The sequence below is a fragment of the Cryobacterium algoricola genome (assembly GCF_004402485.1).
GTDB lineage: Bacteria > Actinomycetota > Actinomycetes > Actinomycetales > Microbacteriaceae > Cryobacterium > Cryobacterium algoricola.
The window spans coordinates 131,439-154,540 of the sequence record NZ_SOFG01000023.1; the positions used below are offsets into that span (position 1 = coordinate 131,439).

A 23,102-nucleotide genomic window follows, 5' to 3' on the forward strand; every position below is an offset into this window, starting at 1 on the left:
TTCTGGGCATTTTCTGCAATACTCGGGCGCGAAACGCGCTAGTCGTGGTCCCCGATTTCGGCGAGGCGGGTGGCCTCGTCCGCGAGGATGCACGACTCGATGACGGCGTCGAGCGCGCCGTTCATCACGGAGTCGAGGTTGTACGCCTTGTAGCCGGTGCGGTGGTCGGCGATGCGGTTCTCCGGGAAGTTGTACGTGCGGATGCGCTCCGACCGGTCCATCGTGCGGATCTGGCCCTTGCGGACCAGGGACGCGGCCGCGTCGATCTCCTCCTGCTGCCGGGCGAGGACCCGGGCGCGCAGCACGCGCATCCCGGCTTCCTTGTTCTGCAGCTGGCTCTTCTCGTTCTGCATCGCGACCACGATCCCGGTGGGAAGGTGGGTGATGCGAACGGCGGAGTCGGTCGTGTTGACCGACTGGCCGCCGGGGCCGCTCGACCGGTAGACGTCGATCTTGAGGTCGTTGTGGTTGATCTCGACTTCTTCGGGCTCATCGACCTCGGGAAAGACGAGCACGCCGGCCGCGGAGGTGTGGATGCGTCCCTGTGACTCGGTCGCCGGCACGCGCTGCACGCGGTGCACGCCGCCCTCGTACTTGAGGTGCGCCCAGACGCCCTCCGCGGGGTCGTTCGTGTTGCTCTTGATGGCGAGCTGGATGTCCTTGATGCCGCCGAGGTCGCTCGTGGTCTGCTCGATGATCTCGGTCTTCCACTTCTTCGACTCTGCGTAGTGGAGGTACATCCGGAGCAGGTCGGCGGCGAACAGTGCGGACTCCGCACCGCCCTCCCCCATCTTGATCTCCATGATCACGTCGCGGGCGTCGAGCTCATCGCGCGGGATGAGCAGGCGGCGCAGCTTCGCGGAGGTGTCCTCGAGCTGCACCTCGAGCCCCGGGATCTCCTCGGCGAAGGACGAGTCCTCCTCCGCGAGCTCCCGGGCGGCGTCGAGGTTCTCGCCGATCTCTTTCCACTCGTTCCAGGCCGCGATGATGCGGCTCAGTTCGGCGTAGCGCCGGTTGACCTTCTTCGAACGGGCCGGGTTGGAGTGCAACTCCGGGTCGGCCAGTTCAGACTGCAGCTCGTCGAATTCGGCCTGCAGAGTCAGAACAGACTCGAACATTACTTGTCCTTGTCTGACCCGTTCAGGGACGGCATCGACTTCTGGACCTGCATGAGGAACTCCACGTTGGAGGACGTCTCCTTGAGACGGCCGAGGACGACCTCGAGCGCCTGCTGCTGGTCGAGTCCGGCAAGCGCGCGACGGAGCTTCCAGGTGACCTTGACCTCGTCCGAGCTCATCAGCATTTCTTCGCGACGGGTTCCCGATGCGTTGACATCGACAGCCGGGAAGATCCGCTTGTCGGCGAGCTGGCGCGAGAGGCGCAGCTCCATGTTGCCGGTGCCCTTGAACTCTTCGAAGATGACCTCGTCCATCTTGGAACCGGTCTCGACGAGCGCGGACGCGAGGATGGTGAGCGAGCCGCCGTTCTCGATGTTGCGCGCGGCGCCGAAGAAGCGCTTGGGCGGGTACAGGGCGGATGCGTCGACGCCGCCGGAGAGGATCCGGCCGGACGGCGGCGCGGTCAGGTTGTAGGCCCGGCCGAGGCGCGTGATCGAGTCGAGGAGCACGACGACGTCGTGTCCGAGTTCCACGAGACGCTTGGCGCGCTCGATGGCGAGCTCGGCGACCGTGGTGTGGTCCTCGGCGGGACGGTCGAAGGTGGAGGCGATGACCTCGCCCTTGACCGTGCGCTGCATGTCGGTGACCTCTTCCGGCCGCTCGTCGACCAGAACGACCATGAGGTGCACCTCGGGGTTGTTGGTGGCGATGGCGTTCGCGATCTGCTGCATGACGATGGTCTTGCCGGCCTTGGGCGGCGCGACGATGAGGCCGCGCTGGCCCTTCCCGATCGGGGCGACGAGGTCGATGATGCGCTGGGTGAGCTTGCCGGGCTCGGTCTCGAGGCGGAGGCGCTCCTGCGGGTACAGCGGGGTGAGCTTCTGGAACTCGACGCGGTTGGCGGCTTCCTCGACGGACAGGCCGTTGATGGAGTCGACCTTGACGATCGCGTTGTACTTCTGGCGGCCGTTCTGGTCGCCCTCGTGCGGCTGGCGGATGGAGCCGACCACGGCGTCACCCTTCCGCAGGTTGTACTTCTTGACCTGGCCGAGGGAGACGTACACGTCGCTCGCACCGGGCAGGTAGCCGGAAGTGCGCACGAACGCGTAGTTGTCGAGGACGTCGAGGATACCGGCGACGGGGATCAGCACGTCGTCGTCGTTCAGCTCCGGCTCGAAGTCGTCACCGGCGGTGACGCCGCGACGCTTGCGGTCACGGAACCGGTTGCGGTTGCTGCGGCTGTTCAGGTCGTCGTCCTGGCCACGGTCCTGCTGGTTGCGGTCCTGCTGGCCGCGCTCCTGCTGCTGGGCCTGACGGTCCTGGTTCCGTTCCTGGTTCCGGTCCTGATTGCGCTCCTGGTTGCGCTCCTGCTGGGCCTGGCGGTCCTGCTGGTTGCGGTCCTGCTGGGCCTGGCGGTCCTGGTTGCGCTCTTGCTGGGACTGGTTGTTCCGGTCCTGCTGGCCCTGGTTGTCCTGGCCGCGCTCGGCGTTCTGGTTCTGCTGGTTCTGGTTGCGGTTCGACTGGCGGCCGTTCTGCTGGCGGGAGTTGTCGTCCTGCTCTCCGCCCGTCTGGTTCTGGTTGCCGCCGCGGTTGCGGTTTCGGTTGCGGCCCTGACGCGGCTGTTCAGCCTGTTCGGTCGAGTCGTCCGTGTCGGTGTCGGCGTCCGTGTCTGCGGTGACAGTCTCGGTGTCTGCGGTGCGGTTGCCGGCGAAGTGGTCGACGGGCGCCTCGTCGATCGCGGCTGCCTCGTCGGTCGCGACGGGGATGCCCGCCGTGCCCTGTGCGAGCTCGTCGTTCAGGGCGTCGATGCGGCTGCGCGCGTCGATGCTGTTGCGTGCGGACCCGTTGCGACCGTTGCCGCGGGCGCTGCTGCGGCGCGAGCGGCCGGTGGTGACGGGAGCCTCGGTGACCTCTGTGGTCTCGGTGGCGGTCGCTGCGGCATCCGTCGTCGAGTCGGCGGCGGGCGCCTCGACGACGGCACGCTCGACGACCGGAGCCTCGACGACGGGAAGGGCGACGGAGGGAGCCTCGGTCGTGGGAGCCTCGGTCGATGCTGCTTCCGCGGCGGCCTTGACCGACACGGAGGTGGCACGCTTGCGAGCCTGGCGGACCGGCTTCTCGGCGGCCACGGGGGCCTCCGTGGTTCCGGTGCCACCGGCGTAGGTGGTGGGGGCCGTGGTGCGACGGGTCGTCGCGGCGGCGTCCGGGAGGATCAGGCCGATTCCGAGGTCACCGTCAGCGTTGACGTGTGCGGCGGCGGGAGCAGCAGTCGCGGTGGTGGCGCGGCGCGGCGCGCGCTTGCGCGGCGGCGCTTCGACGAGGGTCGCGGTCACGGCTGCTGCCGCGGCCGGGGCGGCCTCGACGGCGACCGGCTCGGAGACGACAGTCTCGGAGGCGACCGGCTCGGTCGCGGCGAAGGCGGGGATCTCGAGCTCGGGGCTCACGGTGTCGCCACCGGCCTGGATGGCGGTGATGGCGGCGACGAGCTCGCCCTTGCGGAGCTTGGAGGAGCCGGGGATGCCCAGTTCGAGCGCGAGAGCCTGAAGCTCGGCGACACGGAGGGTTCCCAGGCGGGATGAATCCGCAGCATTTGTGCGGAGGTTGACGTCAGTCACGAAAATTTGTCCTTTCCCCCGGAACGAACGTTTACGAAAACCGGGGAAGCTGTGGCAACGTCGGAGGCGCTGCGGGTGGTTCAATCCCACAGAAAGTGGATTGAAATGAACACACACAGCCACGCCAGATGTCGCGATAGCAGTGAGTTACGGGAAATGCACCATCGAAAGGAACCGGTCGTTAGGCGGTTCCTTCGGGTACGCAGTCGACTCTAGCAGAGCATTCCGAGAACGGGGGCCGCGCTCTCCCAGCCGCGGCACCCCCGTTCGCGGTCCTGAGATCAGGCGGTCGCTGCCGTGTCCGTGCGGGTGACGGTCGCGCCCTGGAAGTCCACGGCGAGCATGAGCGCCTGCCAGGGGGTGGCCGAGTTCGCGGCGACGAGCTCCGCGGCGACGAGGCGCTGGCCGGGGTCGCTCGCGAGCACGAGGATCGACGGGCCGGCGCCGGAGACGACGGCGGCGAAGCCGTGTTCCCTGAGCAGGGTGATCAGCCGGTTGGTCTCCGGCATCGCGGCGGCGCGATAGCTCTGGTGCAGCTTGTCCTCTGTCGCGGCGAGCAGCAGTTCCGGGCTCTGGATGAGCGCGGCGATGAGCAGCGCAGAGCGGGACAGGTTGAAGACGGCGTCCGAGTGCGGCACGGTCTCGGGCTGCAGGCTGCGGGCGAGAGCCGTGGACATGGCCTGCTCCGGAACGAACACGAGCGGCTTGACGCCGCGGTGCACCATCAGCTTCTTGTGCCGGGGGCCCTCCGGCGTGGTCCACGCGATCGTGAGACCGCCGAAGAGGGCAGGCGCGACGTTGTCCGGGTGCCCTTCCATCTCGGTGGCGAGAGTGAGCAGGGCTTCGGAGTCGATGTCGACGACGCCCTCGAGCAGGCCCTTGGCTGCCATGATCCCGGAGACGATCGCCGCCCCCGAGGATCCCATGCCGCGGCCGTGCGGGATCTTGTTGTGGGCGACGAGCGCGAGGCCCGGCATCCGCTGCCCGTAGGCGGCGAAGGTGTGCGCGATGGCCTGCACGACGAGGTTGGTCTCGTCGGTCGGCACCACGCCGGCACCGACGCCCTGGACGTCGACGAACACGCCGGGTTCGTCGCGCACACTCACGTCGAGGCGGTCGTAGTACGCGAGGGCCAGGCCGAGGGTGTCGAAGCCGGGGCCGAGGTTCGCCGTCGTGGCGGGAACCTGGACGGTCACCGAGCGACCGGCGAGAACGGAGGGACCTGACACGGCTTCGGCCAGGGTCACTTCTTGACCAGACCGAGCACGCTCGCGATTTCGGCGGTGTCCACGGGCACGACCGTCGGCGTGATCTCGGCGCCGTCCGCGGTGCGGAGCGCCCACTGCGGGTCCTTCAGGCCGTGGCCGGTGACCGTGAGCACGACCGTCGCGCCGGCCGGGATGAGTCCGGCCTCTGCACGCTCGAGCAGCCCGGCGACGCTGATCGCGGAGGCGGGCTCGACGAAGATGCCGACCTCTGCGGAGAGGATGCGGTAGGCCTCGAGGATCTTGGCGTCGCTGATCGCGCCGAAGTAGCCGTTCGTGAGTTTCTGCGCCGCGAGGGCGAGGTCCCAGGATGCCGGGTTGCCGATGCGGATGGCGCTCGCGATGGTCTCGGGGTGGTCGACGCGGTGGCCGAGCACGATCGGGGCGCTGCCTGCGGCCTGGAAGCCGAACATGCGCGGCAGCTTCGTGGTTGCGCCGCGTTCGAGTTCTTCGGTGTAGCCGCGGGTGTACGCGGTGTAGTTTCCGGCGTTGCCGACGGGGACGATGTGGATGTCCGGCGCGTCTTCGAGCACCTCGACGACCTCGAAGGCCGCCGTCTTCTGGCCCTCGATGCGGTCGGGGTTGACCGAGTTGACGAGGTGCACCGGGTAGTTCGCCGAGAGGTCGCGGGCGATGTCGAGGCAGTCGTCGAAGTTGCCCTGCACCTGCAGGAGCTGCGCGTTGTGCGCGATCGCCTGGCTGAGCTTGCCGAGCGCGATCTTGCCTTCCGGCACGAGCACGACCGCGAGGATGCCGGCGTGGGTCGCGTATGCGGCGGCCGAGGCCGAGGTGTTGCCGGTCGAGGCGCAGATGACGGCCTTCGCGCCGTCTTCGACGGCCTTCGAGATCGCCATGGTCATGCCGCGGTCCTTGAAGGATCCGGTCGGGTTCATGCCCTCGTACTTGATCCAGACCTTCGCGCCGGTGCGCTTCGACAGCGCGGGGGCGGGAATCAGCGGCGTGCCGCCCTCGCCGAGCGTGATGATCGGCGTGGCGTCGGTGATGTTCAGACGGTCGGCGTATTCACGCAGCACACCCCGCCACTGACGGGACTGGGTCTTCACGGCCTGCGTGGACTCTCGTTCGCTGGACATCAGGCTCCTTCAACTCTCAAAACGGATGCGACGGTGGTGACAAATCTATTGGCGGCGAGGTCCGTCACGGTGGCGGCGAGTGCCGCTTCCGTTGCCTCGTGGGTTCCGATCACAAGGGTAGCCGTGGACGGGACGGCGGCGTGACTGGACGTGAGTGGCCGCGCGGGGGTCATCGACTGCTCGACGAGGGCCAGCGAGACGCCGTGATCGCTGAACACCCCGGCGAGGGTCGCGAGCACGCCCGGCTCGTCGGTGACCTCGAGGGTGACCGCGTAGCGGGTTGTGATGCTGCCGATGTCGAAGACGGGCAAGTCGGCGTGGATCGAGGCCGCAACTCCCGGGCCGCCGGCGATGTGGCGGCGGGCGAGGGAGACGAGGTCGCCGAGCACGGCGGATGCCGTTTCGACTCCCCCGGCGCCCGCCCCGTAGAACATCAGGCTGCCGGCGGATTCCGCCTCGACGAAGACGGCGTTGTTCGCGCCGTGCACGGCCGCGAGCGGGTGGTCGCGCGGCACCATCGCGGGGTAGACCCGGGCGGAGACGCCCGCCTGGCCGGTCGCGGCATCCGTGATGCGTTCGCAGATGGCGAGGAGCTTCACGACGTAGCCGGCCTTGCGGGCCGACTCGATCTGCGCGGGCGTGACCTCGGTGATGCCTTCGCGGTAGACGGATGCGAGCGGCACGTGGGTGTGGAAGGCGAGGCTCGCGAGAATGGCCGCCTTCTGTGCCGCGTCGTAGCCGCCGATGTCCGCGGTCGGGTCTGCTTCGGCGTAGCCGAGGTCGGTCGCGGCGGCGAGGGCTTCCTCGAGGGTGTCGCCCGCGGTGTCCATCCGGTCGAGGATGAAGTTCGTGGTGCCGTTGACGATGCCGAGGATGCGGTTGATCTGGTCGCCGCCGAGGCTGTCGCGCAGCGGGCGGAGGATCGGGATCGCTCCGGCGACGGCGGCCTCGTAGTTGAGCTGGGCGCCGACCTGGTCTGCGACGGCGAAGAGTTCGGGCCCGTGGGTCGCGAGGAGCGCCTTGTTCGCGGTGACGACATCCGCCCCGGAGTTCATGGCCATCAGGATGTAGCTGCGGGCCGGTTCGATGCCGCCGAGCAGTTCGATGACGACGTCCGCGCCGAGGATGAGGGATTCGGCGTCGGTCGTGAAGAGTTCGTGCGGCAGGTCGACGGTGCGTTCGGCGTTGACGTCGCGCACGAGGATGCCGACGAGTTCGAGGCCGGCGCCGACCCGGTTGGCGAATTCCTCGCTCTGCTCGAGCAGCAGCCGGGCGACCTGGGCGCCGACGTTGCCGCCGCCCAGCAGGGCGATGCGCAGGTTACGGTATTCGATCAACGGATGGCTTCCTTCGGTTGATCGGTGCCGGTGGGGGCCGCGACGGCTGCGGTGATCCCGGTGTCGCGGGAGAGCAGGTCTGCGATGGTCTCGCCGCGGACGAGCAGCCGGGCGGCGCCGTCCCGCACGGCGACGACGGGCGGGCGGCCGAGGTAGTTGTAGTTGCTCGCGAGCGAGAAGCAGTATGCGCCGGTCGCGGCGACCGCGACGAGGTCGCCGGGGCCGACGTCGCCGGGCAGGTAGTCGGCGTCGACGACGATGTCGCCGCTCTCGCAGTGCTTGCCCGCGACGCGCACGAGCACGGGGTTCGCCGCGCTCGAGCGGCCCGCGAGCCGCACCGAGTAGTCCGCTCCGTAGAGGGCGGGCCGGGCGTTGTCGCTCATGCCGCCGTCGACGCTCACGTAGAGCCGGGTCGCGCCGGACAGGTCGACCGCCTTGGTGGTGCCCACCTCATACAGGGTGGTGCCCGCCGGGCCGATGATCGAGCGGCCGGGCTCGAAGGCGACGATGGGCACCGGGATGCCGCGCGCGGCACACTCGGCCGCGACGATGTCGGCGAGGCGGGCGGCGAGTTCGTGGATCGGGGTGGGGGTGTCCGCGTCGGTGTATGCGATGCCGAAGCCGCCGCCGAGGTTGAGCTCGGGAACCGGGCCGCCGGCGAGGAGCGCGGCGTGCACGGCGAGCAGCCGGGAGGCGGATTCGGCGAAACCGTCCGCTCCGAAGATCTGCGAGCCGATGTGGCAGTGCAGGCCGATGAAGCGCAGGGTCGGCTCCGCCCGGATCAGGGCGACGAGGCGCGGGGCGTCCTCGAGGGTGATGCCGAACTTCTGGTCCTCGTGGGCGGTGGCCAGGAACTCGTGGGTGTGCGCGTGGACGCCGCTGTTCACCCGGAGCCGCACGTTCTGCACGATGCCGTGCCGGGCCGCTGCCGCCGCGACGCGGGAGATCTCGATCGTCGAGTCGATCACGATGGTGCCGACGCCGACGGCGCACGCCTCGTCGATCTCGGCGAGCGACTTGTTGTTGCCGTGGAAGCCGAGGCGGGCGCCAGGCGCGCCGGCCGCGAGGGCGACGGCGAGTTCCCCACCGCTGCAGACGTCGATGTTGAGGCCCTCGGCGAGCATCCAGCGGGCGACCTCGCTCGACAGGAAGGCCTTGCCCGCGTAGTAGACCTTGACCGTGGTGCCGATGCGGGAGAATTCCGCCTCGAAGGCGGACCGGAGGGCGGATGCGCGGGCACGGGCATCCGCTTCGTCGATGACGTAGAGCGGGGTGCCGAACCGGGCGGCGAGGTCAGGGGCGGAGACGCCGCCGATGACGAGGTCGCCGGCGGGAGCGCGGTGCATGGTCGCTGGCCAGAGGCCGGCGGAGAGCGCGTTGGCGTCTCCGGGCAGGACGAGCCAGTCGGGGGCGAGCGGGTTGGTGGCCACGGGTGAAAACCTCACGGGAAAGTCGAGTGGGTGTCTCACTGAGTGGCGAGCGAACCCGGATTGGTCCCTGAAGCCAGTGAAGATTCCGCCGGTATGACAGCGAACCTGCACCGATTCTAGCGAGCAAGGGGTGCGCGCGCCGAATCAGCCGGCGGAGCAGGTGCCGAGGGTGGTCAGCGACTGCGCGGTGAGCATCAGGGTGCTCGACTCCAGCGTAATGCGCGCCCGCCCCGGAGTGACCTCGACGCCGGCGAGGTTGACGCCCTCGGGGAGGTACCCGGCCACGCACACCCGGACCGGCTGCTGGCCGAGCACGAGCGGGAGGATCGCGGTCGCGTCGATGCTGCCGGCCCCGGTGGTGATCTGTGCGCTGCTCGGGGTGAAGAGTAGCGAATCGGCCGCCGCGGTCGGGGTGGCGGTGGCCTGGTAGCCGATGTTCAGGCCGAAGACGCTCACGCTGCCCGCGTACTGAACGGTTCCGTCACCGAGCACGAGGTCGGCGGCGGGCGCCCCCGTCGGCAGCGCTGCGGCGAGCAGGGTATTGAGCGCGGCCTGGTCGAGGTCGACCGTTCCGCGCACGTCGCCGACCTGTTTGGTCTGGTCGACGGGCACGTCGGTCGCGACGAGGTGCACGGATGCCGGCACGCCGTTGACCGTGAGGGCGGGAGCGACCAGGGTGACCCGGTCGAAGCTTCCCATCAGGTACTGCGCGATCACGGACAGGCCACCGATCGAGACGGAGACGTCTCCTGTGACCGAATCGGGCAGGTGCGCGGCGATCTCGGCCTTCGCCCGGTTCTCGGCATAGTTGCGCACGCCGGCATCGGCGATGAAGAAGGTGGCGACGAGGGCGAGCACCACGATCGTCGTGATGATGAACCCGCTCAGGCCGCGGCGCCTGCGCGTTGCGGCTCCCCTACCCGTTGCGGTGTCCCGATCCAGTGCCCCGTCCCGGTCCACGGTCACATCCGTTCGGGAGCAGACACGCCGAGGAGGCCGAGGCCGTTGCGGATGACCTGGCCGGTCGCGTCGTTGAGCCAGAGGCGCGTACGGTGCAGTTCCGTGACCGGTTCGTCGCCGAGCGGGATCACCCGGCAGTTGTCGTACCAGCGGTGGTAGTAGCCGGCGACCTCTTCGATGTACCGGGCGATGCGGTGCGGCTCCCGCAGTTCGGCGGCGAGGGCGACCATGCGCGGGTATTCCTGCAGTACGCCGAGCAGGGCGGACTCGCTGTCGTGCACGAGCAGCTCCGGCGCGAAGTCGGTGCGCTCGACACCGGCCGCCGCCGCGTTGCGGGCGACGGAGCAGGTGCGCGCGTGGGCGTACTGCACGTAGAAGACCGGGTTCTCGTTGGTGTGTTTGCCGAGCAGGTCGAGGTCGATGTCGAGCGCGGTGTCGCTCGAGGAACGCACCAGGGAGTAGCGGCCGGCGTCGACGCCGACGGCGTCGACGAGGTCGTCGAGGGTCACGATCGTGCCGTTGCGCTTGGACATCCGCAGCGGCTCACCGTCCTTGAGCAGATTGACCATCTGGCCGATCAGGATCTGCAGGTTGACGCCGGGAACGTCGCCGAAGGCCTCGACCATGGCCATCATCCGGCCGACGTAGCCGTGGTGGTCCGCGCCGAGCATGATCAGGTTCTGGTCGAAGCCGCGCTCGCGCTTGTCCAGGTAGTAGCCGAGGTCGCCCGAGATATAGGCCGGTTCACCGTTCGAGCGGATGATGACCCGGTCACGGTCATCACCGAAGGTCGTCGTCCGGAGCCAGATGGCGCCATCCGCTTCGAAGATGTGGCCGAGACCGCGCAGGCGCTCGATGGCCCGGTTGACCGCGCCGGACTCGTGCAGGGAATCCTCGTGGAAGTAGACGTCGAAGTCGACGCCGAAGCCGTGCAGCTTGTCCTTGATCTCGGTGAACATCAGGTCGACGCCGATCGAGCGGAAGACTTCCTGCTGCTCCTCGCGGGGCAGGTCCGTGATCGGCACGGCGCCGTCGTACTTCGCGACGACCTGGTCGGCGATGTCGCCGATGTACGCTCCGCCGTAGCCGTCCTCCGGTGTGTGCTCGCCGAGGTACGCAGCCAGGACGCTGCGAGCGAAGCGGTCGATCTGCGAGCCGTGGTCGTTGAAGTAATACTCGCGCGTGACATCCGCGCCCTCGGCCTGCAGCACACGGGCCAGGCTGTCGCCCACGGCCGCCCAGCGCACGCCGCCCATGTGGATGGGGCCGGTGGGGTTGGCGGAGACGAACTCGAGGTTGATCTTGATGCCGTCATAGAGGTGGCCGGTGCCGTATGCCGGGCCGGCCTCGACGATGGTCTTCGCGAGTGCGCCGGCGGATGCCGCTTCGAGGCGGATGTTGATGAAGCCGGGGCCGGCGATTTCGACGGAGGCGACGTCGGGGAGCGCCTCGAGCCCGGTCGCGAGCTCTGTGGCGACCTCGCGCGGCTTGTAGCCGAGCGGCTTGGCGATCTTCATCGCGATGCTCGAGGCCCAGTCGCCGTGGTCGCGGTTGCGCGGGCGTTCGAGGGTGACGTCGCCGGCGTTGGCGAGGACGACGGCCAGGCCGCTGGTGTCGATGCCTTCCGCGCGTCGGCGCTCACCCAACTGCTGGATCAGGGCGAACAGGGATTCGGAAAGCTCGGCGGGGGTCACGGAAACCAAGCTTACCGGCCCGGTTTCCCGGACCTCGCTTGGTAGGGTCGACCCGTGACTCTCTTCGGTTCGCCTGCCTCCCCGTCCGCCCGGCGCCTGCGCGCCGGAGCTTTCCTCTGCGTTGGCGCGCTGAGCCTCATCGGCCTGTCCGGCTGTGCTGCGGATGCAGCGCCCTCCGCCTCCGGTTCGGCGACGTCGTCCGCGCCCGGCGGTTCTTCCTCGTCAGCTGGCGCCTCGGCCGCCGCGACGGCAACGCCGACGCCCACGCCGACCCCGGCGGGTACCGCCGTCGCCCTGGCCTGCACGGACGTGCTCACTCTCGATGACGTCTACGCGTTCAACCCGAACTTCGGCACGGATCCCTCCTATAAGCCGGCCTCCGCCTCGGCGAAGACGGCCGCGTCCTTCCAGGGGCTCACCTGCGGCCTGTTGAACCAGTCGAGCGGCGACAAGATCGAGTTCACGCTCACCCAGCCCAACACCGTGCTCATGACGCAGCAACAGGACAAGGCCGTCGCATCTTCGAAGATCGTGCCGACCTACGGCACTCCCCCGGCGGTGCAGGGTTTCTTCAGCGCGAACGCCGGTGTCGGTGAGGCGCAGGTCTTCACGGACAAGTACTGGCTCACCTTCAGCTCGTCCGACTTCGCGGAGCCCGGCGACGCCGAGGCCCTCGTCTCGGCCGCCCTCGGTCACCTGAAGTAGCTCGTCCCACCCTGCCCCGACCGCTGGGCACCGTCGGCTAGCGAAACACCCGCGAATCGGCGTAACACCCGCGCTCGATTCCGCCACCGGTTGGAGCCGCGCCGAGCGCGGGTGTTCCGCCGCTGCGCGCCTGGTCCACCACCCGCGCACCGGCGAAACACCCGCGCTGGATGTCGGACGCGCGCTCGGGAGGATGCCGGTGCGAACAACGACTCCCCGATGCTGGTAACCTAGTGTTTTCCCTGGCCCCCATAGCTCAGGGGATAGAGCACTGCCCTCCGGAGGCAGGGGCGGCAGTTCGAATCTGCCTGGGGGCACATCAATGAATTCCTGATCGGAAGCTAGTTCGTTTCAGGAGATTTCAGCCCAGAACTGCTCGTGGCAACATTTTGGCAACACTTTTCTGACTGCCGACCTGATCGAGCGCCGTCAAAACGGCCCGAAATGCGTCCCAGAATCTGCACGCACTCATATCGGCAACGGTCGCACTAAGGCAGTCGTCCTGATCCCGATGTGCGTTCACGTCAAGCGCGGGCTGGGTCGATCGCCCTCGACAGTAGGCTCAAGCCATGATTCGCCTGCGTAAGACGCGTTGGAAGGTCGCCTACATCCTTGTCGGGGTGATCGCGCTGGCCGCAATCGAAATTGCGATCCAGCCGTTGATGATCTTGAATCCGATGTCGGCCGTGGTCGCAAACTCGCTGACTGTCCTGCTCTATTTCGGAGGGGTGCGATCCTTCCGCGGAGTGGGCGAACCGATAGAACCACCCCGCGCCTGGTGGAGGATGACTTCCCGGCCCCGAGCCGGATACATCATTGGATCGCTCCTCGTACTGAGCTCCGCCAATGGCGTGCTCGTTGCGATGACTGGGCCACCGGAATTGATACTCAACGTCGCGATCAGCGTAGCGGTCGATGCATCACTGGCGTTCCTTTACTTCAGGTCCTCTACCCGGCTCCGAAAAGCGCCACCGCGCACTGTGCAAGAAGTGCCGCGCTGGAAGCCCCTCAAGAGCTAGCTCTATTGAGCCGATACCTCGATGCCGGTTTCCGAATCGAGCGGCTTTGGAAGTCATACGATCAACGTATGGTCGACGAGCGCTCAACTTCTACGGTTCCTGCCGGTTGGTACAACGACGGCACTGGTACCGGCACGATCCGATGGTGGGATGGCTCAGCATGGACGAACAACGTCCAGCCCGCTCCCGACGCGCCGACACCGCGACCATCCACACCGCACGGTTTCGGTTTTGCCGTCATCGACTTCGAAACCACCGGCCTCTTCCCCGGCGGCCACGACCGCGTCGCGGAAGTAGCCGTCGTCCACGTCGCTCCAGACGGCACGATTGAGGGCCGCTGGGACACCCTGATCAACCCCGAGCGCGACCTCGGCCCGCAACACATCCATGAAATCCAAGCCCGAGACGTGCTGTCGGCGCCCACCTTTCGGGACGCCGCGCCTGAGCTCATTGCACTGCTGTCCGGTCGTGTCCTCGTCGCGCACAACGCGAACTTCGACACCCGATTCCTGGACGCAGAACTGACCCGGCTGGAGTATGACCCAGGCGTGACGATCTCTGCAATCTGCACCATGGTGCTTGCCACCGATATAATCCCCGGCGCCGGGCGGTCACTCGCGGATTGCTGCGACCACTTCGACATCGACCTGACCGGCGCCCACCGCGCTTCGGTCGACGCCCTCGCTACCGCTTCGTTGCTGTCCGCGTACATGCAGGCGACTCCGGACTGGGCCTTGTGGGCGGACGCTGTCGGCAAGGCGGCCACCGCACCCTGGCAGCCCATGGCCCCATCCGGTGTCCCGTGGAAACCTCGACCGGAAGCGGATGCGCCCAGCATCCATTTCTTGGAACGCATCTCCAACCGTCTGCCAGCGCATGACGGACCTGTTGACGAGACCACCTACCTCGCTCTTCTCGATCGGTGTCTTCTCGACCGTCTCATCTCAGAACATGAATCTGAGGATCTAGTTCGTGCCGCTGTGCAACTTGGTCTCGGTCGCGACGACTGTGAGCGCCTGAACCTGCATTACTTCAGCAGCCTCGCCCAGGTGGCTTGGGCCGACAGCGTCATTACCGCTGAGGAGTCCGCCGACTTGCAGGCTGTCGCCCACCTGCTTCACCTTCCCGACTCGGTCCTCGATGACGCTCTCTGCGCACCACAGATAGCGACTGCACCGGGTCCGGCTGCCACCGGAACGATCAACGCAGAAGGATTCCATTTGCTCGCAGGCGATGTGATCGTCCTCACCGGCGATATGCGCCGATCCCGAGAGGCCTGGACCATCGACCTTCAAGCACGCGGGTACATTGCCGGAGGATGCATCTCCAAGAAGGTGAAGCTCGTCGCCGCCGCCGATCCCGACTCCCTGTCCGGCAAAGCACGGAAGGCTCGCGACTACGGCATCACCATCGTCAGCGAAGAGGGGCTCGCTCGCCTACTGGGCTGACCCGATCGTTGCAGTGAACGTGAGCTCGACGGTTTCTGTCACCTCAGTAAGCGATCGAGAGTCCGAGCTTCATGCCCGAGTTCAAGGACATGATCAGAATTCTGTTCCGGCTGGCTGCCGTGGATCCCCGATCGCCTCGGTATTCAACGACGCGATGCTCTTCTGGATGATGAGTTGATCGAGCGCCGACGAAACGGCATCCAGGTCGCTGTCGAAGAGATCTGAGTACACGTCGAGGGTCACCGCCGCGGAGGCGTGTCCGAGCATCCTCTGCACCGCCTTGACGTTCGCCCCCGCGCTAATGGCCAGGCTCGCTGCCGTGTGCCGCAGTTCGTGCGGGGTCAATCCGGCGATGCCGACCTGTTCCGCTGCGGCGTCGAGCCATCCTCGGCGGAACACCCTCCCACGCAGCCAACCACCGCGGGCCGCCGCGAACACCGGCTCCCCTCCCTGCCGACCGTCGACGAGTAAGCGCAGGTCCGCGAGGATCGACGCCGGCACAGGGATCGAGCGAGCCTCGTAGTCCTTGGGCTGGCCTTCGATCTGTAACCCGTCGATCTCGACCACGGTGTGCTGCACCTCGAGCCGGCCACGCACGAAGTCGATGTCCTGCACCCGCAGCCCGGAGGCCTCGCCCCAGCGCAGCCCGCAGTAGGCGAGGACCTTCACGAGCAGCCCGTAGCCGTTGGAGTGCCCAAGGTACATGCCTCGCCCGATCGCGTCGACCGCCGCGGTCAGGTCCCGCACTTGCTCATGCGTCAAGTAGCGCTTGGATGCCTTGTGCATCTTCGGCAGGTTGAGGCCGTGCGCCGGATTGCTTGCGAGCCTGCCGTCTTTGACGGCCATCTGCAGGCTCCCGGACAGCACGTTGACGATCTTGCGCACGCTCGCCGGTCCCTGCGTTCTGGACAGTCCACTCGCCCAAGCCTGGACGGCCTGATGGTTGAGGGCGCCGAGCGGGTAGTTGCCCAGCTGCGGCCGGATGTGCCGAATGACGATGCCGCGCGCCCGCTCTCGGGACGTGGCCCGCCAGTCCGAGCGGCTATCCATCCAGAGGTCGAGCCACTCCCCCACGAGCACCCGTGCTTTCGAGGGATCGACGTAGGCTCCGCGGCTCTTGTTGACCTCGATGTTCGCGAGGAAGAGTTCCGCATCACGCTTGGTTCGGAATCCGCGCTTCTGCGTCTGGATATGGTCCGGCCGGCGATAGAGCACCCGATACCGTTTGCCCGAGGCCACTTGATAGGCGGTGATGCTTCCCACGATCCAGCTCCTGTCCGAGTCGATGTCGAGGTCATCTTCCCCCGAACGACCGACACCCGACTGGTTCGATCAATCGCCGGAATGAGGTCGAATCATCAACCTGCTTGAGTCGTCGCAATGATCGTGAGCACAACTACCACGACGGTGAACACGGCACCAATCAGCCACACTGCCACGCGCGGACACCAGCTGTCCGGGCCGGCCTAGGAGCGCCGAAATTTCCCGCAGCTCTGGGCAACAGTTCCATCTGCTCCTCGGGCAAGCGGCAGCTACCGAACCATGGCCGCGCAAGAGCTAGCGGATGGTGAAGCACTGGACTTCAGCCCGTACGTAAACCGCGCTTTTGGGACAATGAGGTATGGGGATTCAAATTCCGGACAGGATCTGGCTGGGCATGGACGACGCGGGGATGGGAGGCGCTGAAGTTTTCGGCACGGTAACAGGCTGGGTCGACACCGGTCATCAACAGCCGAGCGCAGTAATCGTACTTGACGCCCCCATGTCCGCAAGGGGCCCGCTCGTCGGGACTGACGAGCTAACCGGACGCACGGGCTCTTTTCTCCTTTTATCGCAGCGTTATGTGAGTAGGACCTGGGATGAGGACGAGGGAGTCGTCCAGGTCACGCTTTTCAGCCGAGACCCGCACGTTCCAACCGAGGTTGGTGTCTGGATAGACCCTCGCGGTGTGTATAAACGCCGAACCGAGATCACACTCGAATGGTGGCCAGACTATGGGGCCGGGCCGTTGTGGCGAAGCTCGGGGCGAGGTGGAGCGCCTGCCGAACTTGAATCACTCGCCCTCTCCGATGGGCTCAAGAACAGGCTGAGGGACTGGAACGACGGATACGAAGAAGAAGCGCTTCCTATCGACGGTCCCGGCAAACCAGCCTGGCTTTCCGAGGGAATTACGCTGCTTGCTCTAGCCAGAAAAGAACTAGTCGGGGTGGCGGTCATCCTGACCACCGAGCCGTGGTGGGGCGAAACGCCCTCTGAGCCTTGACGACGAACCTGTAGAACCCGATTCTTCAGAACAGGCTGTTGATTTCACTGAAGCACATGCCCAGTACATCCGTCTTGTTTGCAATTTCGACGAACTTCCGTCGGTCGCTTGCTAGCCTCCGCGTCTCACACCCCCAATCGTCGTAAGCCCCCATTCCCACTCTCCCCGTCCCCAGTCCTCCTTTCATTGTTCTTTCTTCATTTCTACTTACCTTTCCTCCAAACTTTCCATTTCTATTTCCCTGATCAGTCACCACACCTTTACTTCCCAACCCCCCCCCACACAATGCCGTTGGGTGTGGGGGGGGGTTGGGAAGCGAGCGCAGCGAGGGTGTGGCGGCTGATCAGGGAAATAACCTCTCAAACCATTCGTTTGCCTATTCGCTCTCAACGAATAGCCAAACGAATACCCAAACGAACAGGTCTAGGGTGGGTAGCACGCCCGACCAGTTACGCTGGTATATCTACTTAGATATGTCGGGGAGAGGTCGGTGATTGAATGAGCGCATCAGTTCTGCTCCGCGCCTCGCGACAGAGTCGCGGTATCAGCCAGGCCGATCTCGCTGCCCGCGCCCTCACGAGCCAGCCCGACGTCTCTTCAATCGAGAGCGGTCGCAGAGTCCCCACCGTCGACACTCTGGAACGTCTGCTGCAGCAGACGGGCCACCGTCTCGTCGCTGTCCCAGGCATCGGGCCGGATGCTGTCGACACCGCCGATCGGATCGCGAGCGCTCTCCGCGGGCCAGGACGAGATGCCGCTTTGCGTGCCTTCCTCGACTACTCCGACCAGCTCGCACGCGTGACCGGTGCCGACCGTGTCATCCTGACTTTCGTCGAGCCAGCCCCAACCGGGTCCGCCGCGTGGGATGCCGCCCTGGCCGCCGTCGCTGAGCACTGGCTCAGTAAGGGCAAACTACCCAAGGCGCGCTGGATCAACGACCCGAGTCGGTTTCTTCCCAGCCCGCAGTCACCGCAGCTCGGCGAGTACGACCTCGAGCCCGACCCGACCAATGTGCCGCTTGCATTCCTACGTCGCAACGTCCTCCTCGAACAAGCGACCCTGGCGAGCATCTGATGGTCGGACCAGTTGAAAGAAACGAGGTCGATCCTCTCGAGATCGCCGCGTGCCACTTAGTCGCGGGAGACCTTAGGTCGGAGGACTTGCCAGACCTGGCCTCAGACGCTCTGGTGAGGGGTGTGGACAGTCCATCCCTTCGAGTTCTCGCGGGTCAGGAGAGAGGCGATGTGCGAGAATCACGCGATCTCTTCATCAGGACGCTCACGGAACTGAATATCTCCCTTCCTGATACCGATGACGCTCTCTGGGAGCTGACCCGATCAACGGCACGGGCGATCGTTGCAGGGACCCAGAGCCCGGCGTCTGGTGCCGAATACATTTGGCGAACGACTTCATATGACGTGAACGAAGGTGGCGATTTACGCATCTTCATTGGGCTGGCATCCGAGTTGCAGGACCATCCCGAAGGGAGCGCCTCACTAGAACGCCTGATCGTAGCCGCTGCCGAGGAGCTACTCCTGCGGCCAACGCCGCGGCGTTGGATCAATGTCCGCGCATCCCTTACGGGTTCGCCCGTTGCCCGCTCTGGCCACACTGGCCACACTGGCCACACCGATGTGATGTTGACGGATGAGCCAATTTGCTCCCAACTTGTGGCTGACCTCGAAGCGTGGAATTCCGTTTATCGTGCCGTGCTCGAGGGTTGGCCGGACATGGGTGGCTTCCGCTCTGAGCTGGAAGCAAGAAGATTTGTAGCCGATGGCCTTCAGCTCGCTGCAAGACTCCAAGACGAATTGGGGCCGTCGCATCATGTTGAATATTCACCAGAACCGGTGCGCCTACCTGGTTTGAAGCTCTTGACCCGACAACGTGGTCGACGCAGGCGGTAACAAGCCTCGCTGTCAGACGGGAGCGGGCGTCTCCGACTCACGACCTCATTCTGTGGCAACGAAATGGCAACACTTGAGCGAAAACCGGCCTGATTCAGACCGATACGGCGTGATCATAATGTCCTCTCAATCAGGACTTTCCCTAAATCGGCGAAGCGGCGAATGGGCCCAGTTCGCTCTCCGGAGGCAGGGGCGGCAGTTCGAATCTGCCTGGGGGCACACCAATAAATTCCTGATCAGAAGTCAGTTCTTTTTCAGGAAACTTCAGCCCGAAACCGCCAGTGGCAACACTTTTCTGAGCCACGAGCTGATCGAGCACAGTCGCAATGGCATTCAGGCGGTTGTCCGCTCTCTCCAGCGCACATTCTGCGCCATCCGGCGAACGTCTTTGGAGGCAATCGTGCCGCGGTCAATCTCTACTCTTCCGCTGATTACGTCGTCTCTACGCAGCAGATGCGAAAGCGCCTGTGACAACTGGTCCTTGGCGTTGCTAGTTTCGTAGGCATGAACCCACTCGTCCCGACTGACCTTGACGTCGCGTTCACCACGATTGCGATCATTGTCGGTGTCGCCCTACTGGTGGCCGTGTTTGCCATCGCAACGTGGCTCCTGTCGACGGACCGGGTCACCTTTCGAGCCTCGAAGCGGCCACACGCGGGCGCGATCCGGTCACCTCGGGCCTGAGCCGCCGTAATGCACGAGGTGATAGAGCGCTAGCGAAACAGTCCGATAGACGTCGGAACGCACGACCTAATATCCTGGCTGAGGGCAGATTTCCCGCCCTCAGCCCAGCACTCTCAAGTTCGCAGGTGGGGACATGTCCAAGAAAGTGATCTACTTCGTCTTAGCAATCTTCACCGCACTGATCTCATTCGCCAGCCTCTACGCCGGACTCCTCGCTCGAGACAGCCTGCAGATCGTGCTCGCGATCCTCGGCGTCGTGGCGATCGCTGCAGCGGGCGGGCTCATTGCCCTCGGAATGAGAGCGAATCGTGAGGGATGAGCCGTCATCTCAATCCACGATTTGACCGCGCGCTACGGGGAACACGCCGCAGCGCGCGATGCCGCCTTCTCGATCGAACGCGGGCGTGCCGTCGGTCTTCTCGGTCGCAATGGCGGCAACAAAGGCCACAAACCTGCGGTGCTTTCCTGGGGCTGAACATTCGGACTTCGGGCGAGTGCCGAATTCTGGGTCGACGCATCCTCTTCTGCCTGAATGAAGTTCGGAGTTCCCCGAAGGAAGCTCAACCGAGCTCCGTTTGCCATCGAAAGGCTGATCTGCGGCCACCTTCGGTTTCAGCACGCCGTGCGCTGAGGGCGAACCGACCGTTCCTCGCCGCTCTGATGCACTTAGCTGTTGAGCGTGACGCAGACACTCATTCTCGGTGGGACGGCCTGGCTCGGCCGCGAGATCGCCCGGCAGTTGATTGAGGCGGGCGACGACGTGACCTGTCTGGCGCGCGGCGAGTCGGGGTCGGTGGCCGCGGGCGCAACGCTTGTTCGCTCTGACCGGCGAGCGTCAAACGCTTACGCGGCAGTCACGAATCGCAACTGGGACGACATCATCGAGCTCAGTTGTGAAGCATACCTCGTCGGCGGGGCTCTGGCGGCTCTAGCCGATACCACCCCGCATTGGACGTTGGTGTCTTCCGTCTCCGTGTACGCAAGCAATAGCGAAGCGGATGCCGATGAAGACGCCGCTCTCGTCGAGCCAACCGACATGGCCGAGTACGCCCACGCCAAGGTCGCCGCCGAACGGGCCACGGCCCGGGCCGTCGGCGACCGTCTACTCATCGCCAGACCCGGTCTCATTGCGGGGCCGGGCGACACCAGTGACAGGTTCAGCTACTGGGTGGCTCGCCTGGCCCTGGCCTGGCACGAGCCTGTCCTCGGACCCGACACTCAGGGCCGGGCCGCGCAGTTCATCGACGTCAGGGATCTTGCTGCCTGGATTATCGCTGCCGGTCACCGCGGTCTCACGGGCACTTACAACGCTGTCGGCACGAAACGAGAGCTCGCAGTCGTTCTCGCTGCTGCACAACAGGTCGCAGGCCACGACGGCGCACTGATCTCGGCGGACGACGACTGGCTGATCGCACACGACGTCAATTATTGGGCTGGGCCTCATTCGTTGCCGCTCTGGCTCCCGCGCAGCGCGGATGCGTTCTTCCAACGCGGTCGCGAACGATTCATCGAATCCGGGGGTACGGAACGAAGCCTCCACGAGACCTTGAGCGATGTACTTGCGGACGAACGGATTCGCGGCCTCAACCGAGAACGACGCGCAGGTCTCACCCGACAAGACGAACTCCGCCTCCTCGACGAACTCCGCAACAGCTAGCGCAACCGTCCAAGGGCACCTGTCGACCCTTTCGGCTCAAGCATCAGTCTGAGAGCGCCTCGTCTAGGTTCGAAGATCAAGACTCGGCGCAGCATCAGTCGTCAAGGCAGCGAGCAGGGCGAGTCGCGCCCGACGGTATCTTGCCCGCACTGTTGCGGCCGGAACGCCCTGCAACCGTCCGATTTCGGCCAGGTTGAAGCCTTCCCAATGTAGGAGAGTCACAACTTCCGCGAGATAAGGCTCGAGCTGATCGATGAGTTCCCGAATCGCCACGACTTCCTCGGCATCGAGCTCAACTTCCGTCCCGACGAGTGTGGCTCGGAGCGCACTTCCGAGCTCTCCGCGTCGTCGCTCGCCTCTGGCGTAATTTCGAAGGAGATTGCGGGCTATCCCGAAGCACCACATTCTCGCTTGTTCGTGATCGGCTGGGAGTTGCGCCTGTTTGCGCCAGACGGTCACCATGACCTCGGCGACCAGATCAGCTGCATCGGCGCCGACTCGCCGTTGAAAGTATCGCAACAGCTCAGGCCCGATTTCGCCGGCGACTGAGAGGAATTGTTGTTCATAGTCGTCCTGCCCCCGACGTCTCACTGAGTGGCCCCGGTGCACTGCTCTTGACTTTGATAGCCGAACCCAGACTCTGGGATGCCCAAAGACTCGAAGTGCTCCTCCATGCCGACCTGAATGGCCTGCTTGACGGCCATGTTGTACTCGACGTCGGCGCTGTAGTTGTCTGTGCCGTATCCGAATGGCACCTCTGTTCCGTCGCCCGCTTGAGCCCAATTCTTGTCCTTGACCCGCATGGAGGTGATAGTGCCTGCGACGTCCACGAGCGTCAGCAAATTCGGTGTTTGCAGGAACTCTCGAGCCGTCTGCTCAGCCCTCGGATCAGCGGCAACCCCCGCCGGCCCGCCCGGGTACGCGCTGTCAGGAACGACGCCAAAGCGCATCTCGCACGTGCCCCCGCCGGGCAGACTGTAGGTCACTGTCGCGTCTGGGGCCTGTGCCCACTCGGCCCACTGAGGCGCGTTGTGCCACATCTGCGACCAATCGATGTTTGTCGCGGCGTACGCCGCACCCGCCGCGCCGAGCAACAAGAAGGGGGCAACGATCATCGCAACTAGGCCGAGCTTTCGGCGAGGGCGCGCCCCACGGGAGTCAACGATCGTTTGGGCCATCGCCGCAAGCTGATGTCGGATCTCTGTCGTCGTCTCAGTCGTCGGACGGGCGGCACGAGATAGCAGTGCGACCAGTTCGTCGTCTGTCTCGACCGCATTGTCGTTGTCCTGAGTCATGTGCGCCTCCGTTGCGTAAAACTGCATTCATCCAGTTCATGTCCGCACCAGGCCAAAGCGATGCCGCGAGCCGCTTCTTTCTTTAGTCTTCGGAAACTCGCGGGGTTTCGTCGGGCACAGCGAAGAACATTTCAACGCACGCTCATCTCATCTTGGCATCCAGCTGCTGCACCGTCCTCCAGTTCGCCACGCTCGCTTTCCCGCTGCAAGCTCCTCGTCTCCCGCCTTTCTCCTCATGGTCATCCTGACTTTCGTCGAGCCAGCCCCGTCTGGGTCCGCCGCGTGGGATGCCGCCCTGGCCGCCGTCGCCGGGCACTGGCTCAGCAAGGGCAAGCTGCCCAAGGCGCGCTGGATCAACGACCCGAGTCGGTTTCTTCCGAGCCCGCAGTCACCGCAGCTCGTCGAGTGCGACCTCGAACCCGACCCGACCAATGTGCCGCTGGCGTTCCTGCGTCGTAACGTGCTCCTTGAACGAGAGACGCTGGCCAGCGTCTGATGGCCGGCCCACTCGATCTCCATGACCTGTCTTCGTGAGGTCGTGAAGCGAGCGCGAGAGAATTCCGGAGAACACGAGTCAGACACCGGCAGTCGCGAAGTTGAATCCGACCCAG

General features: G+C 65.6%; 22 protein-coding genes and 1 tRNA gene. 11 read left to right on the forward strand and 12 right to left on the reverse strand.

Annotated features, from left to right (window positions below):
• Positions 1-38: 38 nt before the first annotated feature.
• From prfA to argS, 8 genes are all read right to left on the reverse strand, one after another.
• Complete coding sequence (prfA, locus tag E3O44_RS16620) at positions 39-1,118, reverse strand: peptide chain release factor 1 (RefSeq protein ID WP_134535883.1); 1,080 nt, start codon at positions 1,116-1,118, stop codon at positions 39-41.
• Positions 1,118-3,733: a transcription termination factor Rho gene (rho, locus tag E3O44_RS16625; RefSeq protein ID WP_134535884.1), complete on the reverse strand. Its 2,616-nt coding sequence runs from the start codon at positions 3,731-3,733 to the stop codon at positions 1,118-1,120. Before rho ends, prfA begins: the two co-directional genes overlap by 1 nt.
• 281 nt (positions 3,734-4,014) lie before the next feature.
• Positions 4,015-4,980, reverse strand: a complete 966-nt coding sequence (gene thrB, locus E3O44_RS16630) for a homoserine kinase (protein ID WP_420897937.1) — start codon at positions 4,978-4,980, stop codon at positions 4,015-4,017.
• On the reverse strand, positions 4,977-6,092 hold the full coding sequence (gene thrC, locus E3O44_RS16635; RefSeq protein WP_134535886.1) for a threonine synthase: 1,116 nt from the start codon (positions 6,090-6,092) through the stop codon (positions 4,977-4,979). The genes thrB and thrC overlap by 4 nt, the downstream gene beginning before the upstream one ends.
• Positions 6,092-7,429 (reverse strand): homoserine dehydrogenase, encoded by a 1,338-nt coding sequence (locus tag E3O44_RS16640; RefSeq protein ID WP_134535888.1) that lies wholly within the window; start codon positions 7,427-7,429, stop codon positions 6,092-6,094. Before E3O44_RS16640 ends, thrC begins: the two co-directional genes overlap by 1 nt.
• Positions 7,426-8,859, reverse strand: a complete 1,434-nt coding sequence (gene lysA, locus E3O44_RS16645) for a diaminopimelate decarboxylase (RefSeq protein ID WP_134535890.1) — start codon at positions 8,857-8,859, stop codon at positions 7,426-7,428. Before lysA ends, E3O44_RS16640 begins: the two co-directional genes overlap by 4 nt.
• Positions 8,860-9,003: 144 nt before the next feature.
• The gene (locus tag E3O44_RS16650) at positions 9,004-9,819 is read right to left on the reverse strand and encodes an LmeA family phospholipid-binding protein (protein ID WP_166792693.1); all 816 of its coding nucleotides are present in this window, start codon (positions 9,817-9,819) and stop codon (positions 9,004-9,006) included.
• A gap of 2 nt (positions 9,820-9,821) precedes the next feature.
• Positions 9,822-11,513, reverse strand: coding sequence for an arginine--tRNA ligase (gene argS / locus E3O44_RS16655; RefSeq protein WP_134535894.1), 1,692 nt, complete (start codon positions 11,511-11,513; stop codon positions 9,822-9,824).
• A 54-nt stretch (positions 11,514-11,567) separates the two neighbouring features.
• On the opposite strand from argS, the gene E3O44_RS16660 reads away from it, so the two are divergent.
• The 4 genes from E3O44_RS16660 to E3O44_RS19450 all read left to right on the forward strand — a co-directional run bounded on the left by E3O44_RS16660 (position 11,568) and on the right by E3O44_RS19450 (position 14,685).
• Positions 11,568-12,218 carry a hypothetical protein gene (locus tag E3O44_RS16660; RefSeq protein WP_134535896.1) on the forward strand — a complete coding sequence of 217 codons (651 nt, stop codon included), beginning with the start codon at positions 11,568-11,570 and terminating at the stop codon, positions 12,216-12,218.
• A gap of 245 nt (positions 12,219-12,463) precedes the next feature.
• A tRNA-Arg gene (locus E3O44_RS16665) sits at positions 12,464-12,535 on the forward strand.
• A 252-nt stretch (positions 12,536-12,787) separates the two neighbouring features.
• Complete coding sequence (locus E3O44_RS16670) at positions 12,788-13,237, forward strand: hypothetical protein (RefSeq protein WP_134535897.1); 450 nt, start codon at positions 12,788-12,790, stop codon at positions 13,235-13,237.
• A gap of 68 nt (positions 13,238-13,305) precedes the next feature.
• On the forward strand, positions 13,306-14,685 hold the full coding sequence (locus tag E3O44_RS19450) for an exonuclease domain-containing protein (RefSeq protein WP_134535899.1): 1,380 nt from the start codon (positions 13,306-13,308) through the stop codon (positions 14,683-14,685).
• Positions 14,686-14,778: 93 nt separating this feature from the next.
• Here the strand turns inward: E3O44_RS19450 and E3O44_RS16680 are convergent, their stop codons facing one another.
• The gene (locus E3O44_RS16680) at positions 14,779-15,948 is read right to left on the reverse strand and encodes a tyrosine-type recombinase/integrase (protein ID WP_134535901.1); all 1,170 of its coding nucleotides are present in this window, start codon (positions 15,946-15,948) and stop codon (positions 14,779-14,781) included.
• A 358-nt stretch (positions 15,949-16,306) separates the two neighbouring features.
• Here E3O44_RS16680 and E3O44_RS16685 point away from each other — a divergent pair, with 358 nt between their 5' ends.
• Both E3O44_RS16685 and E3O44_RS16690 read left to right on the forward strand, forming a co-directional pair.
• A complete protein-coding gene (locus tag E3O44_RS16685; RefSeq protein ID WP_134535903.1) occupies positions 16,307-16,948 on the forward strand; it encodes a hypothetical protein in 642 nt (213 codons plus the stop codon).
• A gap of 498 nt (positions 16,949-17,446) precedes the next feature.
• Positions 17,447-18,022: a helix-turn-helix domain-containing protein gene (locus tag E3O44_RS16690; protein ID WP_134535904.1), complete on the forward strand. Its 576-nt coding sequence runs from the start codon at positions 17,447-17,449 to the stop codon at positions 18,020-18,022.
• A gap of 975 nt (positions 18,023-18,997) precedes the next feature.
• Here E3O44_RS16690 and E3O44_RS19315 read toward each other — a convergent pair.
• A complete protein-coding gene (locus E3O44_RS19315) occupies positions 18,998-19,174 on the reverse strand; it encodes a hypothetical protein (RefSeq protein WP_166792694.1) in 177 nt (58 codons plus the stop codon).
• A gap of 185 nt (positions 19,175-19,359) precedes the next feature.
• Between E3O44_RS19315 and E3O44_RS16695 the strand changes: the two genes are divergently transcribed.
• From E3O44_RS16695 to E3O44_RS16705, 3 genes are all read left to right on the forward strand, one after another.
• Positions 19,360-19,539: a hypothetical protein gene (locus E3O44_RS16695; protein ID WP_134535906.1), complete on the forward strand. Its 180-nt coding sequence runs from the start codon at positions 19,360-19,362 to the stop codon at positions 19,537-19,539.
• A gap of 133 nt (positions 19,540-19,672) precedes the next feature.
• Positions 19,673-19,858, forward strand: coding sequence for a hypothetical protein (locus E3O44_RS16700; protein ID WP_134535908.1), 186 nt, complete (start codon positions 19,673-19,675; stop codon positions 19,856-19,858).
• Between the two features lie 360 nt (positions 19,859-20,218).
• Positions 20,219-21,196 (forward strand): NAD-dependent epimerase/dehydratase family protein, encoded by a 978-nt coding sequence (locus tag E3O44_RS16705; protein ID WP_134535910.1) that lies wholly within the window; start codon positions 20,219-20,221, stop codon positions 21,194-21,196.
• Positions 21,197-21,259: 63 nt separating this feature from the next.
• Here E3O44_RS16705 and E3O44_RS20015 read toward each other — a convergent pair whose 3' ends face one another.
• The gene (locus E3O44_RS20015) at positions 21,260-21,658 is read right to left on the reverse strand and encodes an RNA polymerase sigma factor (RefSeq protein ID WP_420897938.1); all 399 of its coding nucleotides are present in this window, start codon (positions 21,656-21,658) and stop codon (positions 21,260-21,262) included.
• Here E3O44_RS20015 and E3O44_RS19820 point away from each other — a divergent pair.
• A complete protein-coding gene (locus E3O44_RS19820; RefSeq protein ID WP_255454414.1) occupies positions 21,614-21,745 on the forward strand; it encodes a hypothetical protein in 132 nt (43 codons plus the stop codon). The genes E3O44_RS20015 and E3O44_RS19820 overlap by 45 nt on opposite strands.
• Positions 21,746-21,783: 38 nt before the next feature.
• Here the strand turns inward: E3O44_RS19820 and E3O44_RS19320 are convergent, their stop codons facing one another.
• Entirely contained in the window at positions 21,784-22,518 is a 735-nt protein-coding gene (locus E3O44_RS19320; protein WP_166792696.1) for a hypothetical protein, read from the reverse strand.
• 208 nt (positions 22,519-22,726) lie between these two features.
• Here E3O44_RS19320 and E3O44_RS16715 point away from each other — a divergent pair, with 208 nt between their 5' ends.
• Positions 22,727-22,987: a hypothetical protein gene (locus tag E3O44_RS16715; RefSeq protein WP_134535914.1), complete on the forward strand. Its 261-nt coding sequence runs from the start codon at positions 22,727-22,729 to the stop codon at positions 22,985-22,987.
• Positions 22,988-23,102 lie beyond the last annotated feature (115 nt).

What these genes read in the sequence shown, in the direction of transcription:
- prfA (WP_134535883.1), bottom strand. Translation starts at nt 1,118, where the DNA reads ATGTTCGAGTCTGTTCTGACTCTGCAGGCCGAATTCGACGAGCTGCAG.
- thrC (WP_134535886.1), bottom strand. Translation starts at nt 6,092, where the DNA reads ATGTCCAGCGAACGAGAGTCCACGCAGGCCGTGAAGACCCAGTCCCGT.
- E3O44_RS16670 (WP_134535897.1), top strand. Translation starts at nt 12,788, where the DNA reads ATGATTCGCCTGCGTAAGACGCGTTGGAAGGTCGCCTACATCCTTGTC.
- E3O44_RS19450 (WP_134535899.1), top strand. Translation starts at nt 13,306, where the DNA reads ATGGTCGACGAGCGCTCAACTTCTACGGTTCCTGCCGGTTGGTACAAC.
- E3O44_RS16685 (WP_134535903.1), top strand. Translation starts at nt 16,307, where the DNA reads ATGGGGATTCAAATTCCGGACAGGATCTGGCTGGGCATGGACGACGCG.
- E3O44_RS16690 (WP_134535904.1), top strand. Translation starts at nt 17,447, where the DNA reads ATGAGCGCATCAGTTCTGCTCCGCGCCTCGCGACAGAGTCGCGGTATC.
- E3O44_RS16695 (WP_134535906.1), top strand. Translation starts at nt 19,360, where the DNA reads ATGAACCCACTCGTCCCGACTGACCTTGACGTCGCGTTCACCACGATT.
- E3O44_RS16700 (WP_134535908.1), top strand. Translation starts at nt 19,673, where the DNA reads ATGTCCAAGAAAGTGATCTACTTCGTCTTAGCAATCTTCACCGCACTG.
- E3O44_RS20015 (WP_420897938.1), bottom strand. Translation starts at nt 21,658, where the DNA reads ATGGTGACCGTCTGGCGCAAACAGGCGCAACTCCCAGCCGATCACGAA.
- E3O44_RS19320 (WP_166792696.1), bottom strand. Translation starts at nt 22,518, where the DNA reads ATGCAGTTTTACGCAACGGAGGCGCACATGACTCAGGACAACGACAAT.
- E3O44_RS16715 (WP_134535914.1), top strand. Translation starts at nt 22,727, where the DNA reads ATGGTCATCCTGACTTTCGTCGAGCCAGCCCCGTCTGGGTCCGCCGCG.